The organism is Streptosporangium sp. NPDC001681, from assembly GCF_040298085.1.
Taxonomy (GTDB): Bacteria; Actinomycetota; Actinomycetes; order Streptosporangiales; family Streptosporangiaceae; genus Streptosporangium.
In genome coordinates this window covers 1-15063 of sequence record NZ_JBEOZN010000191.1, presented here as the reverse complement: position 1 = coordinate 15063, position 15063 = coordinate 1, and the positions used below count along the sequence as shown (strand labels likewise).

16 protein-coding genes and 1 pseudogene are annotated in these 15063 nt (G+C 69.7%); 10 read left to right on the top strand and 7 right to left on the bottom strand.

From position 1 onward, the window contains the following. The coding region (locus tag ABT130_RS44340; protein WP_502992250.1) for a type III polyketide synthase at window positions 1-728 on the bottom strand (728 nt) is incomplete at its 3' end. Window positions 729-924: 196 nt separating this feature from the next. Between ABT130_RS44340 and ABT130_RS44335 the strand changes: the two genes are divergently transcribed. Next, complete coding sequence (locus tag ABT130_RS44335; protein ID WP_350966009.1) at window positions 925-1794, top strand: UbiA family prenyltransferase; 870 nt, start codon at window positions 925-927, stop codon at window positions 1792-1794. Between the two features lie 20 nt (window positions 1795-1814). On the opposite strand, the gene ABT130_RS44330 is transcribed toward ABT130_RS44335, so the two are convergent. Next, window positions 1815-2996 carry an FAD-dependent oxidoreductase gene (locus ABT130_RS44330; RefSeq protein WP_350966007.1) on the bottom strand — a complete coding sequence of 394 codons (1182 nt, stop codon included), beginning with the start codon at window positions 2994-2996 and terminating at the stop codon, window positions 1815-1817. Between the two features lie 54 nt (window positions 2997-3050). Here ABT130_RS44330 and ABT130_RS44325 point away from each other — a divergent pair, with 54 nt between their 5' ends. Further along, on the top strand, window positions 3051-3620 hold the full coding sequence (locus ABT130_RS44325; RefSeq protein WP_350919106.1) for a PadR family transcriptional regulator: 570 nt from the start codon (window positions 3051-3053) through the stop codon (window positions 3618-3620). 202 nt (window positions 3621-3822) lie between these two features. Here the strand turns inward: ABT130_RS44325 and ABT130_RS44320 are convergent, their stop codons facing one another. Beyond that, on the bottom strand, window positions 3823-4704 hold the full coding sequence (locus ABT130_RS44320) for an alpha/beta fold hydrolase (RefSeq protein WP_350966013.1): 882 nt from the start codon (window positions 4702-4704) through the stop codon (window positions 3823-3825). A 304-nt stretch (window positions 4705-5008) separates the two neighbouring features. On the opposite strand from ABT130_RS44320, the gene ABT130_RS44315 reads away from it, so the two are divergent. Next, on the top strand, window positions 5009-5992 hold the full coding sequence (locus tag ABT130_RS44315; protein WP_350966006.1) for a BtrH N-terminal domain-containing protein: 984 nt from the start codon (window positions 5009-5011) through the stop codon (window positions 5990-5992). A gap of 75 nt (window positions 5993-6067) precedes the next feature. Here ABT130_RS44315 and ABT130_RS44310 read toward each other — a convergent pair whose 3' ends face one another. Continuing rightward, a complete protein-coding gene (locus ABT130_RS44310; protein ID WP_350966004.1) occupies window positions 6068-7222 on the bottom strand; it encodes an RtcB family protein in 1155 nt (384 codons plus the stop codon). 66 nt (window positions 7223-7288) lie between these two features. Between ABT130_RS44310 and ABT130_RS44305 the strand changes: the two are divergent. The 4 genes and pseudogenes from ABT130_RS44305 to ABT130_RS44290 form a co-directional block, all read left to right on the top strand. Continuing rightward, window positions 7289-7492: pseudogene (locus tag ABT130_RS44305) on the top strand (RtcB family protein); the annotation flags it as partial. Window positions 7493-7711: 219 nt separating this feature from the next. Beyond that, on the top strand, window positions 7712-8701 hold the full coding sequence (gene moaA / locus ABT130_RS44300; RefSeq protein ID WP_350966002.1) for a GTP 3',8-cyclase MoaA: 990 nt from the start codon (window positions 7712-7714) through the stop codon (window positions 8699-8701). Further along, window positions 8698-9300 (top strand): molybdenum cofactor guanylyltransferase, encoded by a 603-nt coding sequence (gene mobA / locus ABT130_RS44295; protein WP_350966000.1) that lies wholly within the window; start codon window positions 8698-8700, stop codon window positions 9298-9300. Before moaA ends, mobA begins: the two co-directional genes overlap by 4 nt. Window positions 9301-9309: 9 nt before the next feature. After that, window positions 9310-9558, top strand: coding sequence for a DUF6457 domain-containing protein (locus ABT130_RS44290; RefSeq protein ID WP_350919434.1), 249 nt, complete (start codon window positions 9310-9312; stop codon window positions 9556-9558). A gap of 196 nt (window positions 9559-9754) precedes the next feature. On the opposite strand, the gene ABT130_RS44285 is transcribed toward ABT130_RS44290, so the two are convergent. Then, window positions 9755-10066 carry a DUF3099 domain-containing protein gene (locus ABT130_RS44285; protein ID WP_350919120.1) on the bottom strand — a complete coding sequence of 104 codons (312 nt, stop codon included), beginning with the start codon at window positions 10064-10066 and terminating at the stop codon, window positions 9755-9757. 75 nt (window positions 10067-10141) lie between these two features. Between ABT130_RS44285 and ABT130_RS44280 the strand changes: the two genes are divergently transcribed. After that, window positions 10142-10354, top strand: coding sequence for a dodecin (locus ABT130_RS44280; protein WP_343961087.1), 213 nt, complete (start codon window positions 10142-10144; stop codon window positions 10352-10354). A 66-nt stretch (window positions 10355-10420) separates the two neighbouring features. Here the strand turns inward: ABT130_RS44280 and ABT130_RS44275 are convergent, their stop codons facing one another. Beyond that, a complete protein-coding gene (locus ABT130_RS44275) occupies window positions 10421-11788 on the bottom strand; it encodes a metallopeptidase TldD-related protein (RefSeq protein WP_350966011.1) in 1368 nt (455 codons plus the stop codon). 62 nt (window positions 11789-11850) lie between these two features. Continuing rightward, window positions 11851-13350 carry a TldD/PmbA family protein gene (locus tag ABT130_RS44270; RefSeq protein WP_350965998.1) on the bottom strand — a complete coding sequence of 500 codons (1500 nt, stop codon included), beginning with the start codon at window positions 13348-13350 and terminating at the stop codon, window positions 11851-11853. A 76-nt stretch (window positions 13351-13426) separates the two neighbouring features. Between ABT130_RS44270 and ABT130_RS44265 the strand changes: the two genes are divergently transcribed. Next, on the top strand, window positions 13427-14131 hold the full coding sequence (locus ABT130_RS44265; RefSeq protein WP_350919126.1) for a beta-ketoacyl-ACP reductase: 705 nt from the start codon (window positions 13427-13429) through the stop codon (window positions 14129-14131). A 1-nt stretch (window position 14132) separates the two neighbouring features. Then, window positions 14133-14897, top strand: a complete 765-nt coding sequence (gene fabI, locus ABT130_RS44260; protein ID WP_343961094.1) for an enoyl-ACP reductase FabI — start codon at window positions 14133-14135, stop codon at window positions 14895-14897. The last annotated feature ends 166 nt before the right edge of the window (window positions 14898-15063 follow it).

The window sequence follows — 15063 nt, the reverse complement described above, 5'->3', positions numbered from 1 at the left end:
GTCGCGGGAGCGCCCGCCGCCGGAGAGGACCCCGCGGGTCCCGCGGGCCGCGTCGTCGCGGACGCGCCACTCACCGCACCGGCCCGGGAGGTCGCGGGCGAGCCGGTACGCCGGGGGCGCCACTCGTCACCGCAGGCCACCACGGCCGTCGCCCCGTCGCCGAACAGGGCGCTCGCCACCATGTTGGCGACGGAGGCGTCACCGCGTTGCAAGGTGAGGGAGCACAGCTCGACCGAGAGCAGCACCGCCAGCTGCTCGGGCCAGCCGTGCAGGTAGTCGTGGAGCCGGGCGATTCCGGCCGCCCCCGCGACGCAGCCCAGTCCGAAGATGGGGATCCGCTTGACGTCCGGGCGCAGCCCGAGCCGCCCGGCCACCCTGGCGTCCACCGAGGGGGCCGCGACGCCGGTCACCGAGGTGAAGAGGATCATGTCCACGTCCTCGGGGAGGACCCCGGCCTCCTCCAGCGCGCCGCCCAGCGCCTCGGTGCCCAGCTCCACGGCCGTCTCCACGAAGGCGTCGTTGGCCGCCCCGAAGCCGTCCAGCTTGGCGTACTGCTCGAGCGGTAACGCCAGGTGCCGTGACTCGACCCGCGCGGAGGTGTGCAGCCGGTCGAGCAGCCGGCGGTTGGCACCCTCGGGCAGGCACGCCCGTGCGAACGCCTCGGTGATCTCTGCCTGGGAGTGCCGGTTCGGTGGGAGCGCGCCGCGGACAGCGATGATTCGCGTCATAGGACAGACCCCCGGCTCGCGAACAGCGGACATTTGCCTTTTGCCCAGTTGGATCTGCGGCATGCGTCGCGACAGCCTCGCTGTCCGTTCCTCGGGACATCTCACCTCGCGACGCTGTCTGTTTCTCGGAGCGATGTCCGCTTTTTGGGGATGTTCGGTACCCGCTTTCCTGGGCGCCTCGGCCTACGATCGATCAGTGACGACGAGCCGGCCGATGTGCCCGGGGACAGGGCCGGTGCTCAGGGCCGCGCGGGGGCTGCTGCTGGCCTGCCACCCCGGGCCGAGCGCGGCGGTCACCGTCCTGGTGACCGCGCTGGCCGCGCTGAGCGGGCGCGACGCGGCCGGGTGCGTCCTGGTGGCCGCGGCGGTGCTGACCGGGCAACTCTCGATCGGCTGGTGCAACGACGCGGTGGACGCGGCGCGGGACGCCGCTGCGGGCCGCACCGGCAAGCCCGTCGCCGGTGGCACGGTGAACGTCCGCACGGTGTGGGTCGCCGCGATCGCGGCCCTGGTGCTCTGTGTGCCGCTCTCCCTGGCCTCGGGGCCGACGGCAGGTGCGGTCCACCTCGTCGGCGTCACCGCGGCCTGGGCCTACGACCTCGGACTCAAGGCGACCGCGCTCTCCTGGCTGCCGTACGTGGTGGGCTTCGGCTCGCTTCCCGGATTCGTCACCCTGGGCCTGCCGGGACATCCGTGGCCCGCCTGGTGGGCGGTCCTGGCCGCGGCGCTGCTCGGCTGCGGGGCGCACCTGGCCAACGTGCTCCCCGACATCCCCGCGGACCTCGCCGGTGGGGTCTTGGGCTGGCCGCAGCGGCTCGGTGTCGCCCGCGTCCGCGTCCTGATCCCGCTGCCGCTGCTGGCCGCGACCGCCCTGCTCGTCTTCGGCCCCACGGGGTCGCCGGGCGCGGGGGGCTGGGCGGCGCTGGCGGTGGCCGGAGCCTTCACCGCCTGCGGGGTGGCGCTGGGCCGAACCTCGCCGCGCGTTCCCTTCGCCGTGGCGGTCGCCGTCGCCGCGGTCGCCGTCCTGCTGCTCCTCGCGCGCGGCACCGCCATCACCGCGTCCTGACCCCGCAGGCCGGGTGCCTCTCAGCCGGAGGTCGCGGAGGCCGACTCGTTCCAGGGGATCCGGTAGTCGTATATCCAGGCCAGCGCGTTCCTCCTGTCCACCTGCCGCATGATCATCGGTAGTGCGAGATCGCGGAAGAAGGCGCCGACGGCTCCCTGCGCCTTGCCGCTCCCGTTGCGTCTGCCGTGCTCCACGATCCGCTCCACCCGCTTGCGCCGCACCGCCTCGAAGGTGGCGAACGCGTCGCGGGTGCCGGGGACGTCCCGCAGGCACTTGGCCAGCACCACGGCGTCCTCGATCGCCATGGACGCCCCCTGGCCGGAGGAGGGCGAGGTCGCGTGCGCGGCGTCGCCCAGGATCACCATGCGCTCGTTGAACCACTTCGGCACGGTCGGAAAGTCGTAGGTGTTCCAGCCGGCCATGATGTGATCGGTCGCGCCGATGATGTCGAGCATCGGCCCGGTGTCGCCGCTGAACAGTTCCGTCAGCCTGGTGCGCCACTGCGCCGGGGTGATCGCCGCGAGTTCCTCCGGAGTCGGCTCCCTGGGACTCGGCGGGTTGGCGAACCACCACACATCTCCGTCCGGATGGATCAGGTAGCCGAAAAAGCATCTCCTGCCGAAGATGAAGTGGCTCGTTCCCGGCTCGCCGGGCACCTTGACGCCGTGCGCGAAACCGCCGGTGTTGAGCAGACCGACGTGCCGGGCGCGAGGCGCCCCGGCGTCGATGATCGTGCGGGTACGCGAGCGGAGCCCGTCGGCGCCGATCAGCAGCTCGCCTTCGGCCACGCTGCCGTCGGCGAAGACCGCGCGCACCCCGCCCGCGGTGATCGAGGCGTCGGTGAGGCGCCTGCCGTAGTGGATCCGCACGCCGCGCCGTACGGCCTCGTCGCGCAGCACCCGATAGAGGTCGGCGCGCTTCAGCGTCCGGCTGGGCTGCCAGACGGAGGCGAGTGGCCTGCCGCGCCCGTTGAACATCAGCATCCGCGAGGAGTCCATGCCCAGGTCGCTGACGAGATCGTGCAGGTCGAGGGGGCGTAGCGCCTCCAGCCCGTTGACCGCGAGCGTGAGGAAGGCGCCCACGCCATCGGAACCTTGGTCGTACGCCTCGAAGACCTCGCTGTCGATGCCGGCGCGCCGCAGGGCCATCGCTGTCACCGGGCCGGCGATGCCCCCGCCGGCTATCAGGGCTTTTTTAGTCATAAGATGACTATACATAGAATAACTATTCTGCGGTAGGCCGTTACGATGTGCACCATGTCTACGAGGCGATCCCCCCTGGCCATGGCGCTGCTCTCGCTGGTCTGTGAGGCGCCGATGCACGCGTACCAGATGCAGCGGATGATCAAGGAGCGGCACAAGGACGACGTCGTCAACGTCGCGCAGCGCAACAGCGTCTACCAGACCATCGACAGGCTGCTCCGCGACGGGCTCATCGCGGTCCGTGAGACCTCACGCGAGGAGAACCGGCCCGAGCGGACCGTCTACGAGCCCACCGACGCGGGCCGTGACACGCTGCGGCAGTGGATGCGGACGATGCTCTCCGCGCGGGCCCGCGAGTTCCCGGAGTTCCCCGCCGCACTCGCCTTCATGCCCGTGCTGCCGCCCGATGAGGTCCGTGCGGCGCTCGACGAGCGCCTGATCTCCCTGGAGGCACGACTGTCGGAGTTGGGCCGCGACCTGACCGAGGGGGCGAAGTTCCTCCCGCGCCTCTTCCTGGTGGAGACCGAGTACCAGCGGGCCGTGCTCAAGGCCGAGCTCGACTATGTCCGAGGTCTCGCCGACGACCTGCGCGCGGGCCTGATCGACTGGGACTTCCGCCTCTAGCGCCGGGTCCGGTGAACGCCGAGGGGCGCCCGCGCGATGCGGGAGGAGTTCGCGGGGACGGTGCCACGACCGCCAGGAAGGTTCCGGGGGCGGCTCCTCGCCGAGATCCGGTCCCTCGTCCGGCCGGCCGACCCGGGACGGTGCGCAGCCCCTGAGCGCGCTCGCGGCCAGGGGCTGCGCGACTTCCGGCCAAGCCGCCGTTCTATGAGTTCGAAAGCACCTCGTGAAGTTTCGCGGCGAACGCCACGGGCTGGGCGCCGAAGCCGCCGTGGTCGCCGGGAAACACCACGTGCCCGGTTCCCAGCCGTTCGGCCACGGCGAGGGCGCCCCGGTACGGGGGCTCGCCTTCCGACGCCTCGCCCACCGCCGCCACCACCCGCACCGAGGACGCCAGGAGCGCGGCGACGTCGGGGACGTAGGTGGCGAACGGCGGCACCTCGTAGCCGATGAAGAACTCCATGTTCCTCGCCAGGCGCGCCATCATCTCCAGCATCTCCGGCTCGGGTTCCCCCTGCGGCCCCTGTCCGCCCCCCGGAACGCGCTGCTGCTCGTCGGCGGCCGCGTCGTCCCGCGCCGGCTCGCTGCTCATCTCGAATCCGGCGGTGAGGACCTGCCCCGCGGCCTCGGCACCCTCCTTGGCGAAGGTGTCCCGCACGTTCCGGATGACGTCGCGCCAGTGGTCGCGGTCGGGCAGCATCTCGAAGAGCGGGGGCTCGTGGGCGACCAGGGCGCGCACCTGCCCGGGGTGGCGGGCGGCCAGCTCCAGGCCGATCATCGCGCCGGAGCTGTTGCCGAACACGTAGGCGGGCTCGTCCGCCGTGACGCCCACCGCCGCCAGCACCCGGTGCGCGTCGTCGCCGTGCACCTCGATGCTCTGCTGCTCCGGCGGCCCGTCCAGGGGGCTGCGCGAGTTGCCGCGCCGGTCATAGCTCACCACCGTGTACCGGTCGGCGAGCTGCCCGGCCAGGGCCGCGTATCCGGCGGCGTCGTAGACCCCGCCGCAGATCAGCAGCAGGACGGGGCCCGTGCCGCGGATCTCGTAGTGCAGGGTCGCGCCCGGCACCTTCAGGGCATCCGTCTTCATGGCTTCCACGTTCGGGTCTCCTTGAGAATCGTGGTCGGTGTGCACAGCGCAGTCGGCGCCGCGGGTGCGTTCTCGACATGCCGCCGGAAAGGCTTCGGAAGAGATCTCACCTTGCCACCTCGGCCGGGGACTTCTCGTCGGCGACCACACCTGCCGTGGGTGCAGGGGGTCGCGGTGATGCCGGACGTGCATCACGGGTCCCGGCTGGACTCTCCCACTGTGGGAGGCCTCATGCTACTCCCAGTGGTTGATCATGAAGGGGACGGTGTGACCGTTCGCCGCGTCAGCATGAGGAGAGCGACGCATGACCATCGTGAAGGACATCGAGGCCCGCGGCATGCACCACTGCGAGACGACGGCGCTGGGGGTGCTGTTGCGGCATGAGGGACTTGATCTGTCCGAGCCCATGCTGTTCGGGCTGGGCTCGGGCCTGTCCTTCATCTATTGGGACAGCAAGGGCATGGCGTTCCCCTTTCTCGGAGGCCGCGTCAAGCCTTTCGACCTCACCAGGAACCTGGTCGCCAGGCTGAGGCTGACGTTAACGGCCGAGGAGACCACCTCACCGCGCAAGGCGTGGGAGAACGTGGCCGCCCCCATCGACGCCGGCCGGCCGGTCGGCCTCCAGCTCGACTGCTACCACCTGGACTATTTCCGCTCCAAGGTGCACTTCGGCGGTCATGTCGTCGCCATGTACGGCTACGACGAGCGCGACGTCTACCTTGTGGACACCGACCAGCAGGGAGGAGCGGTGCGCACCAGCCGGGCCGGCCTCGCCATGGCGCGGGCCGAACGCGGCCCGATGACCGCCAGGAACCGATCCTTCACCATCACCCTGCCGGCTCACCCGCTTTCCTGGCAGGACCAGATCATCCCCGCCATCAAGGACTGCGCCGACGCCTTCCTCGCCGCTCCCATCGCGAACCTGGGCCACCGCGGCATCGAGAAGGCCGGAAAACAGGTGCCCAGATGGCTGCTACGCGCCGGCGAGCCGCAGCGGGACCTGCCGCAGGCCGCCCTCCTCATGGAGAAGGGCGGCACCGGCGGTGCCCTGTTTCGCGCCCTTTATCGCGACTTCCTCGACGAGTGCACCCGGCTGATCGACAACGGCAACCTCCGCGCCGGTCACAGGCTGTACGCCGATGCCGCCGTCCTGTGGACGGACGTGTCCACCTTGATCGCGAAGGCCGGAGAGAGCGGCGACGCGGGGTACCTCGAGCAGGCCGGCGTCATCCTCCACGATCTTTCGCGTATCGAGAAGGACGCCATGCGGGTGCTGCGTCAGTTGTAGCTCAACGGGAAAGCCGGCTGTACGGGGCAGCGCCCCGCCACCTGTGATTGGCGACGGGGCGCAGAAGGTGCAGGTTCAGCCCTTGTAATTGAACACCTGACGCAGCGTGTGCTGGATCGCGACCAGGTCCTTCTGGTCTGCCATCACCTGGTCGATCGACTTGTACGCCTGCGGGTGCTCGTCCACCAGAGCGGCGGCGCGGTTCGCGTTCCAGGTGCGGCCGCGCATCGCCTCGGCCAGGGACGCGGCCGTCAGCTCACGCTTCGCCCGGGTGCGCGACATCCTGCGGCCGGCTCCATGGGAGCAGGAGTTGTACGACATCGGGTTACCGAGCCCGCGCACGATGTACGAGCGCGTCCCCATCGAGCCTGGGATCACGCCCTCGTCGCCGGTGTCGGCCTTGATGGCTCCCTTACGGGTGATCCACAGGTCCTTGCCGTCGTGCGTCTCCTGTTGTGTGAAGTTGTGATGGCAATTGATCGTCCGGAGCCGCTGCCCCTTACCGACGACCTGGAACAGGGCGTTGCTCAGCACCTTGTCCATCCGGGCACGCGAGGCCATGGCGTAGTGCTGCGACCACAGCATGTCCTCGATGTAGGCGGTGAACTCCGGCGTGTTCTGCACCAGGTAGGCCAGGTCCGGGTCCTCCAGGCCGATCGCCTGCTTCTTCATCGCCTTCTTGGCGTCGACGATGTGCTTGGTCGCGAGCAGGTTGCCGATGCCGCGCGAGCCCGAGTGCAGCACCGTCCAGACCCGGTCACGCTCGTCGAGGCAGACCTCGACAAAGTGGTTGCCGGATCCGAGGGTGCCGAACTGCAGGGACACCTTCTTCTCCTGATGAGAAGTCAGGTCGGTGTGCGGACGGCCGAGGTCGCTCAGCGCGCGGTCCATGGACGGGTCGTCGTGGCCCTTGCCGACGCCGGCGGGGATCCGCTTCTCCACCAGCGGCATCAGGGCCTCAAGGGTGTCCGGGAGGTCGGCGGCGGTGAGCGTCGTCTCGGTCGCGACCATGCCACAGCCGATGTCGACGCCGACGGCGGCCGGGATGATGGCCCCTTCGGTGGGGATCACCGATCCGACCGTCGCGCCGATACCGATGTGCGCGTCGGGCATGAGAGCGACGTGTCCGGAGACGATCGGCAGGCGGGCGGCGCGCGCGGCCTGCGTGATCGTACCCTCGTCGATCTCGCTGGCCCACGACACCAGGTTCGGTGCGGGCTGGTTCGGCATTGTGATCTCCTTCGTTGCGAGATCCAGTTTGCCCATGTCCAACGTGATATCCCATTGGTTTTCGGGCGGATGAGCCGGAAGAAGGCGAAGAAGACCTTCACCCTGGAGGACTTCAAGGCGCAGACCGCCGGCGTCGAGTGCCACAAGGACACCGGGGTGATCGACGAGATCCCCGGCGCGTACAAGGACATCCAGTCGGTCATAGCCGCGCGGACCGACCTGGTCGAGGTGATCGCGCACCTGCGGCGGCTGGTCTGCGTCAAGGGCTGAGCGATCGGTCTGCGACCAGGGCGTGCGGGGTCGTTCCGAGGGACGTGAGGACGCTGGGATCTCAGGGACCGGATCATCCAGGCAGATCTGGTGATCTCCCAAGGAATCAACCATCTCGTGATGATGTTGAAGTGGTTGAAGCCCGTTTAGGGTCCAGTGGGGGGCCGGCCATAGGCTGGCCCCCTGCTTAATAGATGACCGACTGGGAGGTGGCGCCCCGTGTTGCAGGATTTGTTCGGTCGTGTGGCGACCGATCTGCGGGTGTCCCTCACGGACCGCTGTAACCTGCGCTGTTCCTACTGCATGCCGCCCGAGGGCCTGGAATGGTTGCCCAAACCCGAACTGCTGACCGTCGACGAGATCGTCCGGTTGGTCACCATCGGGGTGGAGCGGCTGGGCATCACCGAGGTCCGCTACACCGGGGGCGAGCCCCTGCTCCGCCGCGAACTGGTCGACATCGTGACCCGCACCACCGCGCTCGGCCCCACCCCGCAGGTCTCGCTGACCACCAACGGGATCGGGCTGAGCCGGATGGCCGCCGCCCTGGCCGCCGCCGGCCTGCACCGGGTCAACGTCTCCCTCGACACCCTCGACCGCGAGACCTTCAAGAAGCTCGCCCACCGTGACCGGCTGGCCGACGTTCTTGAGGGCCTGGAGGCGGCCCACGCCTCCGGCCTGCGTCCCGTCAAGGTCAACACCGTGCTGATGCGCGGGATCAACGACCACGAGGCCGTGCCGCTGCTGCGCTACTGCCTGGAACGGGGGTATGAGCTGCGGTTCATCGAGCAGATGCCGCTGGACGCCCAGCACGGCTGGCGCCGGGAGAACATGATCACGGCCGACGAGATCCTCGCCCGGCTCCAGGACGCCTTCGACCTGACCGACGCCGACCCGGTGGAACGCGGTAGCGCTCCTGCGGAACTGTTCCTCGTCGAGGGCGGCCCGGCCAGGGTCGGCGTCATCGGCTCGGTCACCCGCCCGTTCTGCGGTGCGTGCGATCGGGTGCGGCTCACCGCCGACGGCCAGATCCGCAACTGCCTGTTCGCCACCGACGAGTCCGACCTGAGGAGCGCGATGCGCTCGGGGGCGAGCGACGACGAGATCGTCGAGCGCTGGCGGTCCGCGGTCCGGATCAAGAAGGCCGGTCACGGCATCGACGACCCGGCCTTCCTGCAGCCGTCCCGCCCGATGTCCGCCATCGGCGGATGACCGCCCGCCACGACGCCTGCGTCCTGGCGGGCGGTCTCGCGAGACGGCTCGGCGGCCGGGACAAGCCCGCCCTGCACGTCTCGGGTCGCCCGCTGGTCGAGTCGGTGGCCGCCGCCGTGCCCGGCGCCGGCAGGCTGGTCATTGTCGGGCCGCCCCGCCCCGGGCTGCCAGGCGCGATCTTCCGCCGTGAGGATCCACCCGGAGGCGGCCCCGTTCCGGCGCTGCGGGCGGGGCTGGCCGAGGTGACCGCGCCGTGGGTGGTGCTGCTCGCCGCCGACCTTCCGTTCCTGACCGCCGAGCACGTGTCCGCGCTACTGGACGCGGCAGGCGCGGGGACGGTGGCGTACGCGGAGGGGGCACGGGCGGGAGCGGTGCTCGTCGACGACGGTGGCCGCGAGCAGTGGCTCGCCGGGGTCTGGCATACGACGAGCCTGAGGCGGGCGCTCGCCCGCTACGAGGGACGGTCGCTGCACGGGCTGCTGGCCCCGCTCGACCCGGTCACGCTTCATCTCGCCGGGCGGCCGTGGTTCGATTGCGACACCATGGACGATCTACAGCGGGCGCGGGCCCAGGCGGGCGCTACCGCTGAGAAGGAGTGAGAGTTGAACGTGCTGACGGAGTGGACCGCGCTGGTCTGCCGGGAGTTGGGCATCGATCCCGCGACAGTCGATCGTGACGAGGTGCTCGACCTGACAAAGGAGGTCGCGCACGGGGTGGCCCGGCCGGCCGCGCCGCTGACGGCCTATCTGCTCGGCGTGGCGCTGGGGGCGGGCACGGCGCCGCCGGATGTCGTGGAAAGGCTGACCGCACTGGCGCGTAACTGGGAGCAGACAACCGATACACAGGGTGAGAAATAACATCAGAGAAAAGGCGAGAACAAGTAAAAGCCATAAGAAAAGGGCGACGCCGGGTGGTTACGGGGGCAAACCACCCGGCGTCGCTTCATCGGCGTTCCGACGGGGGCCCGGAACGCCGGCACCAGTGCCCCGACGGGGGACCAGGGCACTTGGCTAAAGCGTACACCTACAACCCTTAGAGTGCGTCAAGACTTAGTCACGACCCGATCTCGCGTCGGTGGCGTGGAATCTCGCTCTGTCCGGAATCTTCCACGTCAGGGGCTCCCGTCACCCCACGTGGCGGCGCGTTGGCCCCGATCACGGCAATGTATGGTAAAAAGATCGCACCGGCGAAGAGCAGTAGTCGGACAGGTAGCGGAGCGGGCACGGTGAAGGCAAGGATCAGGCAGATCAGCCGGATCCCCATCTTGATGAAGTAGCTCTTCTCGCGCTTGCCGATGTCGGCACTCAGGGAGGGCTGGGCATCCGTCACCTGATGAACCACCGGGCGCTTGTGCCATCCCTTCACGATTCCCAATCTAGGCCTCATATCGGCTGGTGGCGAACGGTCATGTAATCATCGCTTTCCGGGAAGAAGCATGAGATGACAGATCGAACGTACCGGGTGACCGAGATAGTCGGCACTTCGGGGGAGAGCATCGAGGCGGCCGTGCGCAACGGGGTCCGCCGCGCCTCCCAGACCCTGCGTCACCTCGACTGGTTCGAGGTGACCGAGATCAGAGGGCACATCGAGGAGGGGGAGGTCGGGCACTTCCAGGTCGGGATGAAGGTCGGATTCCGGCTGGAGGACGACTGAGCCCGCCCGTGGCGGGCCCCCGGTGGAGGCCCCCTCCTCGTCGCGGCACGGTCTGCCAGGCAGGGCCTAGCTGGCCTGGCTGACCGTCGACATGTTGAAATCGGGCACCCGGATCGCCGGCATGATCGCGCGGTTGAAGTAGTCGCTCCACTCGCGCGGCAGGGTCTGCTCGGAGGCGCCGACCTCGGTGAGGCGGCGGAGCAGGTCCACCGGGCTCTCGTTGAAGCGGAAGTTGTTCACCTCGCCCACGACCTCGCCGTTCTCCACCAGGTAGACGCCGTCGCGGGTCAGGCCGGTCAGCAGCAGCGTCTGCGGGTCGACCTCGCGGATGTACCACAGGCAGGTGAGCAGCAGGCCGCGCTCGGTGGAGGCGATCATCTCCTCCAGCGACCGGCCGCCCCCGGGGCCTCGCATGATCAGGTTGTCGATGGCCGGGGTCACCGGCAGGCCGGTCAGTTCGGCGGAGTGCCGGGTCTGCAGCAGGTTGGCCAGTCTGCCGTCGGAGATCCAGTCGGTGGCCGCCAGCGGCAGCCCGTTGTCGAACACCGAGCTCTCCCGGCTGGAGGCGTGCGCCACCAGGAACGGCGGGCACTCGATGCCCGGCTCGGCGGGGTCACCGTACAGGCGGATCGGCGACTCGGAGAGGACCTCGCCGACGCGGGTGCCGCCGCCGGGTCTGGAGAAGACGGTGCGTCCCTCCAGGGCGTCGCGGGCCCCGGCCGTCCAGTACAGGTAGATCATCAGATCGGCCACGGCCGTCGGCGGCAGCAGCGTCTCGTACCGGCCCGCGGGCAGGTCGACACGGTTCTTCGCCCACTCGAGCCGCCGGGCCAGCGTGGCGTCCAGAGCCGCCACGTCGACGTCGGAGAAGTCGCGGGTGGACACGCCCGTCCATGCCGAGCGCTTCATGTCCAAGGACTTGGCGTTGAGCTCCAGGCGGCCGGTGGGCTGGGTGTGCCGCAGCCTGGTGCCCGTGGAGGTGCCCACGAAGGTCGTCGTGACCGTGTGCTCGGCGAACCCGTACAGCCTGCGCCCGCTCGCCTCGGCCGCGGTGAAGGCCTCGCCCAGGGCGGGGGCGAAGGCGCCGAACACCCCTATCGAGGTCGGCTCGGCCGGGTGGTCCCAGCCGTCGGCGCGGGTGCCTTCCAGCAGCGGCCGGGCGTCCTCGGACGGCTGGGCGTCTTCCGCGGAGTGGTCGGCGGCCGCCACGACGTCGTCGAGCTGGTCGGGGCGGACCGCCGCCCGTGACACCACGCCCACCCCCCGCCCCACGATCGAGATCACGGTGAGCTGCGCGGAGCGGGACACACCGTTGGTGGTGAGGGTGTTGCCCGCGAAACGCAGGTTGGCGCTCGACCCCTCGTCCACGATCACAACGACCTCGTCGGCCGTGGAGAGCTCAAGAGCCTTCTCGATCATCTCCTGGGGGCTCATCCCGCTCCTCTCCTGCCGGCTCGCCCGGCCGCCGCCTTCGTCCGCCCGCTCGCCGTACGCGCTCAACTGCCACTCTCCTGGGCGGTGTTGAGGACGCGCACGCCGCGGAAGAGCGCCGACGGGCAACCGTGGCTGACCGGGGCGACCTGGCCCGGTTGCCCCTTGCCGCAGTTGAACGCCCCGCCGAGCACGTACGTCTGCGGCCCGCCGACCGCCGCCATCGACCGCCAGAAGTCGGTGGTCGTGGCCTGGTAGGCGACGTCGCGCAACTGCCCGGCGAGCCTGCCGTTCTTGATCAGATAAAACCGCTGGCCGGTGAACTGGAAATTGTAACGCTGCATGTCGATGGACCAGCTCTTGTCGCCCACCACGTAGATGCCCCGGTCGACGCCGGAGATCAGCTCCTCGGTGGTGGGACCGTCGGGCGCCGGTCGCAGCGACACGTTCGCCATGCGCTGGATCGGGGTGTTGCCGGGGGAGTCGGCGAAGGCGCAGCCGTTGGAAGCGCCCAGGCCCTTCAGCAGCGCCATCCGCCGGTCGAGCTGGTAGCCGACCAGTACGCCGCCGGAGACGATGTCGAACTCCCTGGTCGCCACGCCCTCGTCGTCGTAGCCGATCGTGGCCAGGCCGTGCTCGACGGTGCGGTCGCCGACCACGTTCATCACCTGCGAGCCGTACACCAGCTTGCCGAGCTGGTCGAAGGTGGCGAAGCTCGTCCCGGCGTACGCCGCCTCGTAGCCGAGGGCGCGGTCGAGTTCGGTGGCGTGCCCGACCGACTCGTGGATCGTCAGCCACAGGTTCGACGGGTCGATCACCAGGTCGTAGGGGCCTGCCTCGACGGAGGGGGCCTTGAGCTTCTCTTCAAGGAGTTCGGGAACGCGCGCCAGCTCGCCGGGGAAGTCCCAGCCGGTGCCGGTGAGGTACTCGTACCCCCGGCCCGCGGGCGGGGCGAGCGTCCGCATCGAGTCGAAGCGGCCGTCCAGCACCCTCATCGCCTCCAGCTGGGGGTGGACGCGCACCCGCTGCTGCGTGGTGGAGGTCCCCGCCGTGTCGGCGTAGAACTTCTGCTCCTTGACCTGCATCAGCGACGCCTGGACGTGGTCCACCCTGGGATCTGTCAGCAGGCCGCGCGACCAGTCGGCGAGCAATTCCGCCTTGTCGCGCATCGGCACCTCGAACGGGTCGAGTTCGTAGGAGGAGACCCAGGTGACGTCGGAGTGAACCGGCTCGGGCGCCAGCTCGACGGGCTCGCGGTTGATCGCCGCCGAGACGAGCGCCACCTCCACCGCCTGTTCGGCGACGCGGACGGCCGCCTCGGGGGTGAGCTCGATGCCTCCGGCGAAGCCCCAGGTGCCGTTCTTGACGACCCGCACGGCATAGCCGAGGGTGTCGGCGTCGATGGAGCCCTCAAGTGCGGCGTCGGACAGGCGTACGGTCTCTCCGCGGATGCGTTCCAGCCGGAAGTCGGCGTGCTCGGCGCCCAGGTCCCGGGCGCGTTGCAGGGCCGCGTCCGCCAGCCGCCGCAGCGGCAGGGCGAGAAAGTCGGAGTCGATCTGGCGCATGTCAACGATCCTAACCCCGTGATCTTGTCCTTCCCGGACAAGAGGGTTACCCCCAAGTAGCCGATACCGTCTGAGCATGGCTCGATCTGTTCTCGTAACCGGCGGCAATCGCGGCATCGGCCTCGCGATCGCCCGCGAACTCGCCCAGGCCGGCGACGCCGTCGCCGTGACCTACCGTTCCGGACAGCCCCCCGAGGGGCTGTTCGGCGTGCGCTGCGACGTGACCAGCACGGCCGACGTGGACGCCGCGTTCGCGAAGGTCGAGGCCGAGTACGGCCCGGTCGAGGTGCTCGTCGCCAACGCGGGCATCGCCAAGGACACGCTGCTGCCGATGATGAAGGAGGAGACCTTCACCGATGTCATCGACGCCAACCTGACCGGCGCCTACCGGGTCGCCAAGCGCGCCACCCGCGGCATGCTGCGGCTCAAGCGCGGGCGGATCGTGCTGATCTCCTCGGTGGTGGCCATGCTCGGCTCCGCGGGGCAGAGCAACTACGCCGCCTCCAAGGCCGGGATGATCGGTTTCGCTCGGTCGGCGGCCAGGGAGCTGGGCTCGCGCAACATCACGGTCAACGTGGTCGCCCCCGGTTTCGTGGAGACCGACATGACGGCCGAGCTCGACGAGTCGTACCAAGAGCAGATCAGGAAGAACATCCCCCTGGGCCGCTATGCCAGCCCTGAGGAGATCGCACGCGTGGTCAGATTCCTGGCCGGCGAGGACGCCGCCTACATCACGGGGGCTGTCATCCCCGTTGACGGCGGCCTTGGAATGGGGCACTGACGTGGGAATTCTCGAAGGCAAGCGGCTTCTCGTCACCGGGGTGCTCACCGACTCCTCCATCGCCTTCTCGGTGGCCAAACTGGCCCAGCAGGAGGGCGCCCAGATCGTGCTCACCGGTTTCGGCCGGCTCAGCCTGGTCGAGCGCATCGCCAAGCGCCTGCCGGAGCCGCCGCCGGTGCTGGAACTCGACGTCACCAGCACCGAGCACCTCGACTCCCTGGCCGACCGGGTCGGCGAACACCTCGGTGGCCTGGACGGCGTGGTGCACGCCATCGGGTTCGCCCCCCAGACCGCCCTGGGCGGCAACTTCCTGAACACCTCGTGGGAGGACGTGGCGACCGCCGTCCAGGTCTCCACCTACTCGTTCAAGTCGCTCGCGGTGGCCGCGCTCCCGCTCATGAAGGAGGGCGGCGCGATCGTCGGCCTCGACTTCGACGCCACCAAGGCCTGGCCGGTGTACGACTGGATGGGGGTGGCCAAGGCCGGCCTGGAGTCCTGCTCCCGCTACCTGGCCCGCGATCTGGGCAAGCACGGCATCCGGGTCAACCTTGTCGCGGCGGGTCCGCTCCGGACCATGGCCGCCAAGAGCATCCCCGGCTTCGGCGAGTTCGAGGACAGCTGGCCCGCCAAAGCCCCGATCGGCTGGGACATCAACGACCCGATTCCGGCGGCCAAGGCGTGTGTCGCCCTGTTGTCGGACTGGTTCCCCGCCACGACCGGTGAGATCGTCCATGTCGACGGCGGCGTGCACGCCATCGGAGCCTAGATCCTGTCCCGCGGGTCAGATGGCGCCCGTGACCGAGGTGGGCAAAAGATCCAGAGGGCAGGGGGCTAGGTCCTGTCCTGCGGATCTTTTGCCTACTGCGGTCGGTCAGGCGGCGCCTCGCCGCGTTGTCGTCGGTCACCGCAGCACGCTGCGGCTCCCTCCTCCG

Coding starts and splice junctions, on each gene's coding strand:
- ABT130_RS44270 (WP_350965998.1), bottom strand. CDS start 13,350: ATGCGCCAGATCGACTCCGACTTTCTCGCCCTGCCGCTGCGGCGGCTG.
- ABT130_RS44310 (WP_350966004.1), bottom strand. CDS start 7,222: ATGCCGAACCAGCCCGCACCGAACCTGGTGTCGTGGGCCAGCGAGATC.
- ABT130_RS44330 (WP_350966007.1), bottom strand. CDS start 2,996: ATGACTAAAAAAGCCCTGATAGCCGGCGGGGGCATCGCCGGCCCGGTG.
- ABT130_RS44280 (WP_343961087.1), top strand. CDS start 10,142: ATGACAGATCGAACGTACCGGGTGACCGAGATAGTCGGCACTTCGGGG.
- ABT130_RS44325 (WP_350919106.1), top strand. CDS start 3,051: ATGTCTACGAGGCGATCCCCCCTGGCCATGGCGCTGCTCTCGCTGGTC.
- mobA (WP_350966000.1), top strand. CDS start 8,698: ATGACCGCCCGCCACGACGCCTGCGTCCTGGCGGGCGGTCTCGCGAGA.
- ABT130_RS44275 (WP_350966011.1), bottom strand. CDS start 11,788: ATGAGCCCCCAGGAGATGATCGAGAAGGCTCTTGAGCTCTCCACGGCC.
- ABT130_RS44265 (WP_350919126.1), top strand. CDS start 13,427: ATGGCTCGATCTGTTCTCGTAACCGGCGGCAATCGCGGCATCGGCCTC.
- ABT130_RS44320 (WP_350966013.1), bottom strand. CDS start 4,704: ATGAAGACGGATGCCCTGAAGGTGCCGGGCGCGACCCTGCACTACGAG.
- ABT130_RS44315 (WP_350966006.1), top strand. CDS start 5,009: ATGACCATCGTGAAGGACATCGAGGCCCGCGGCATGCACCACTGCGAG.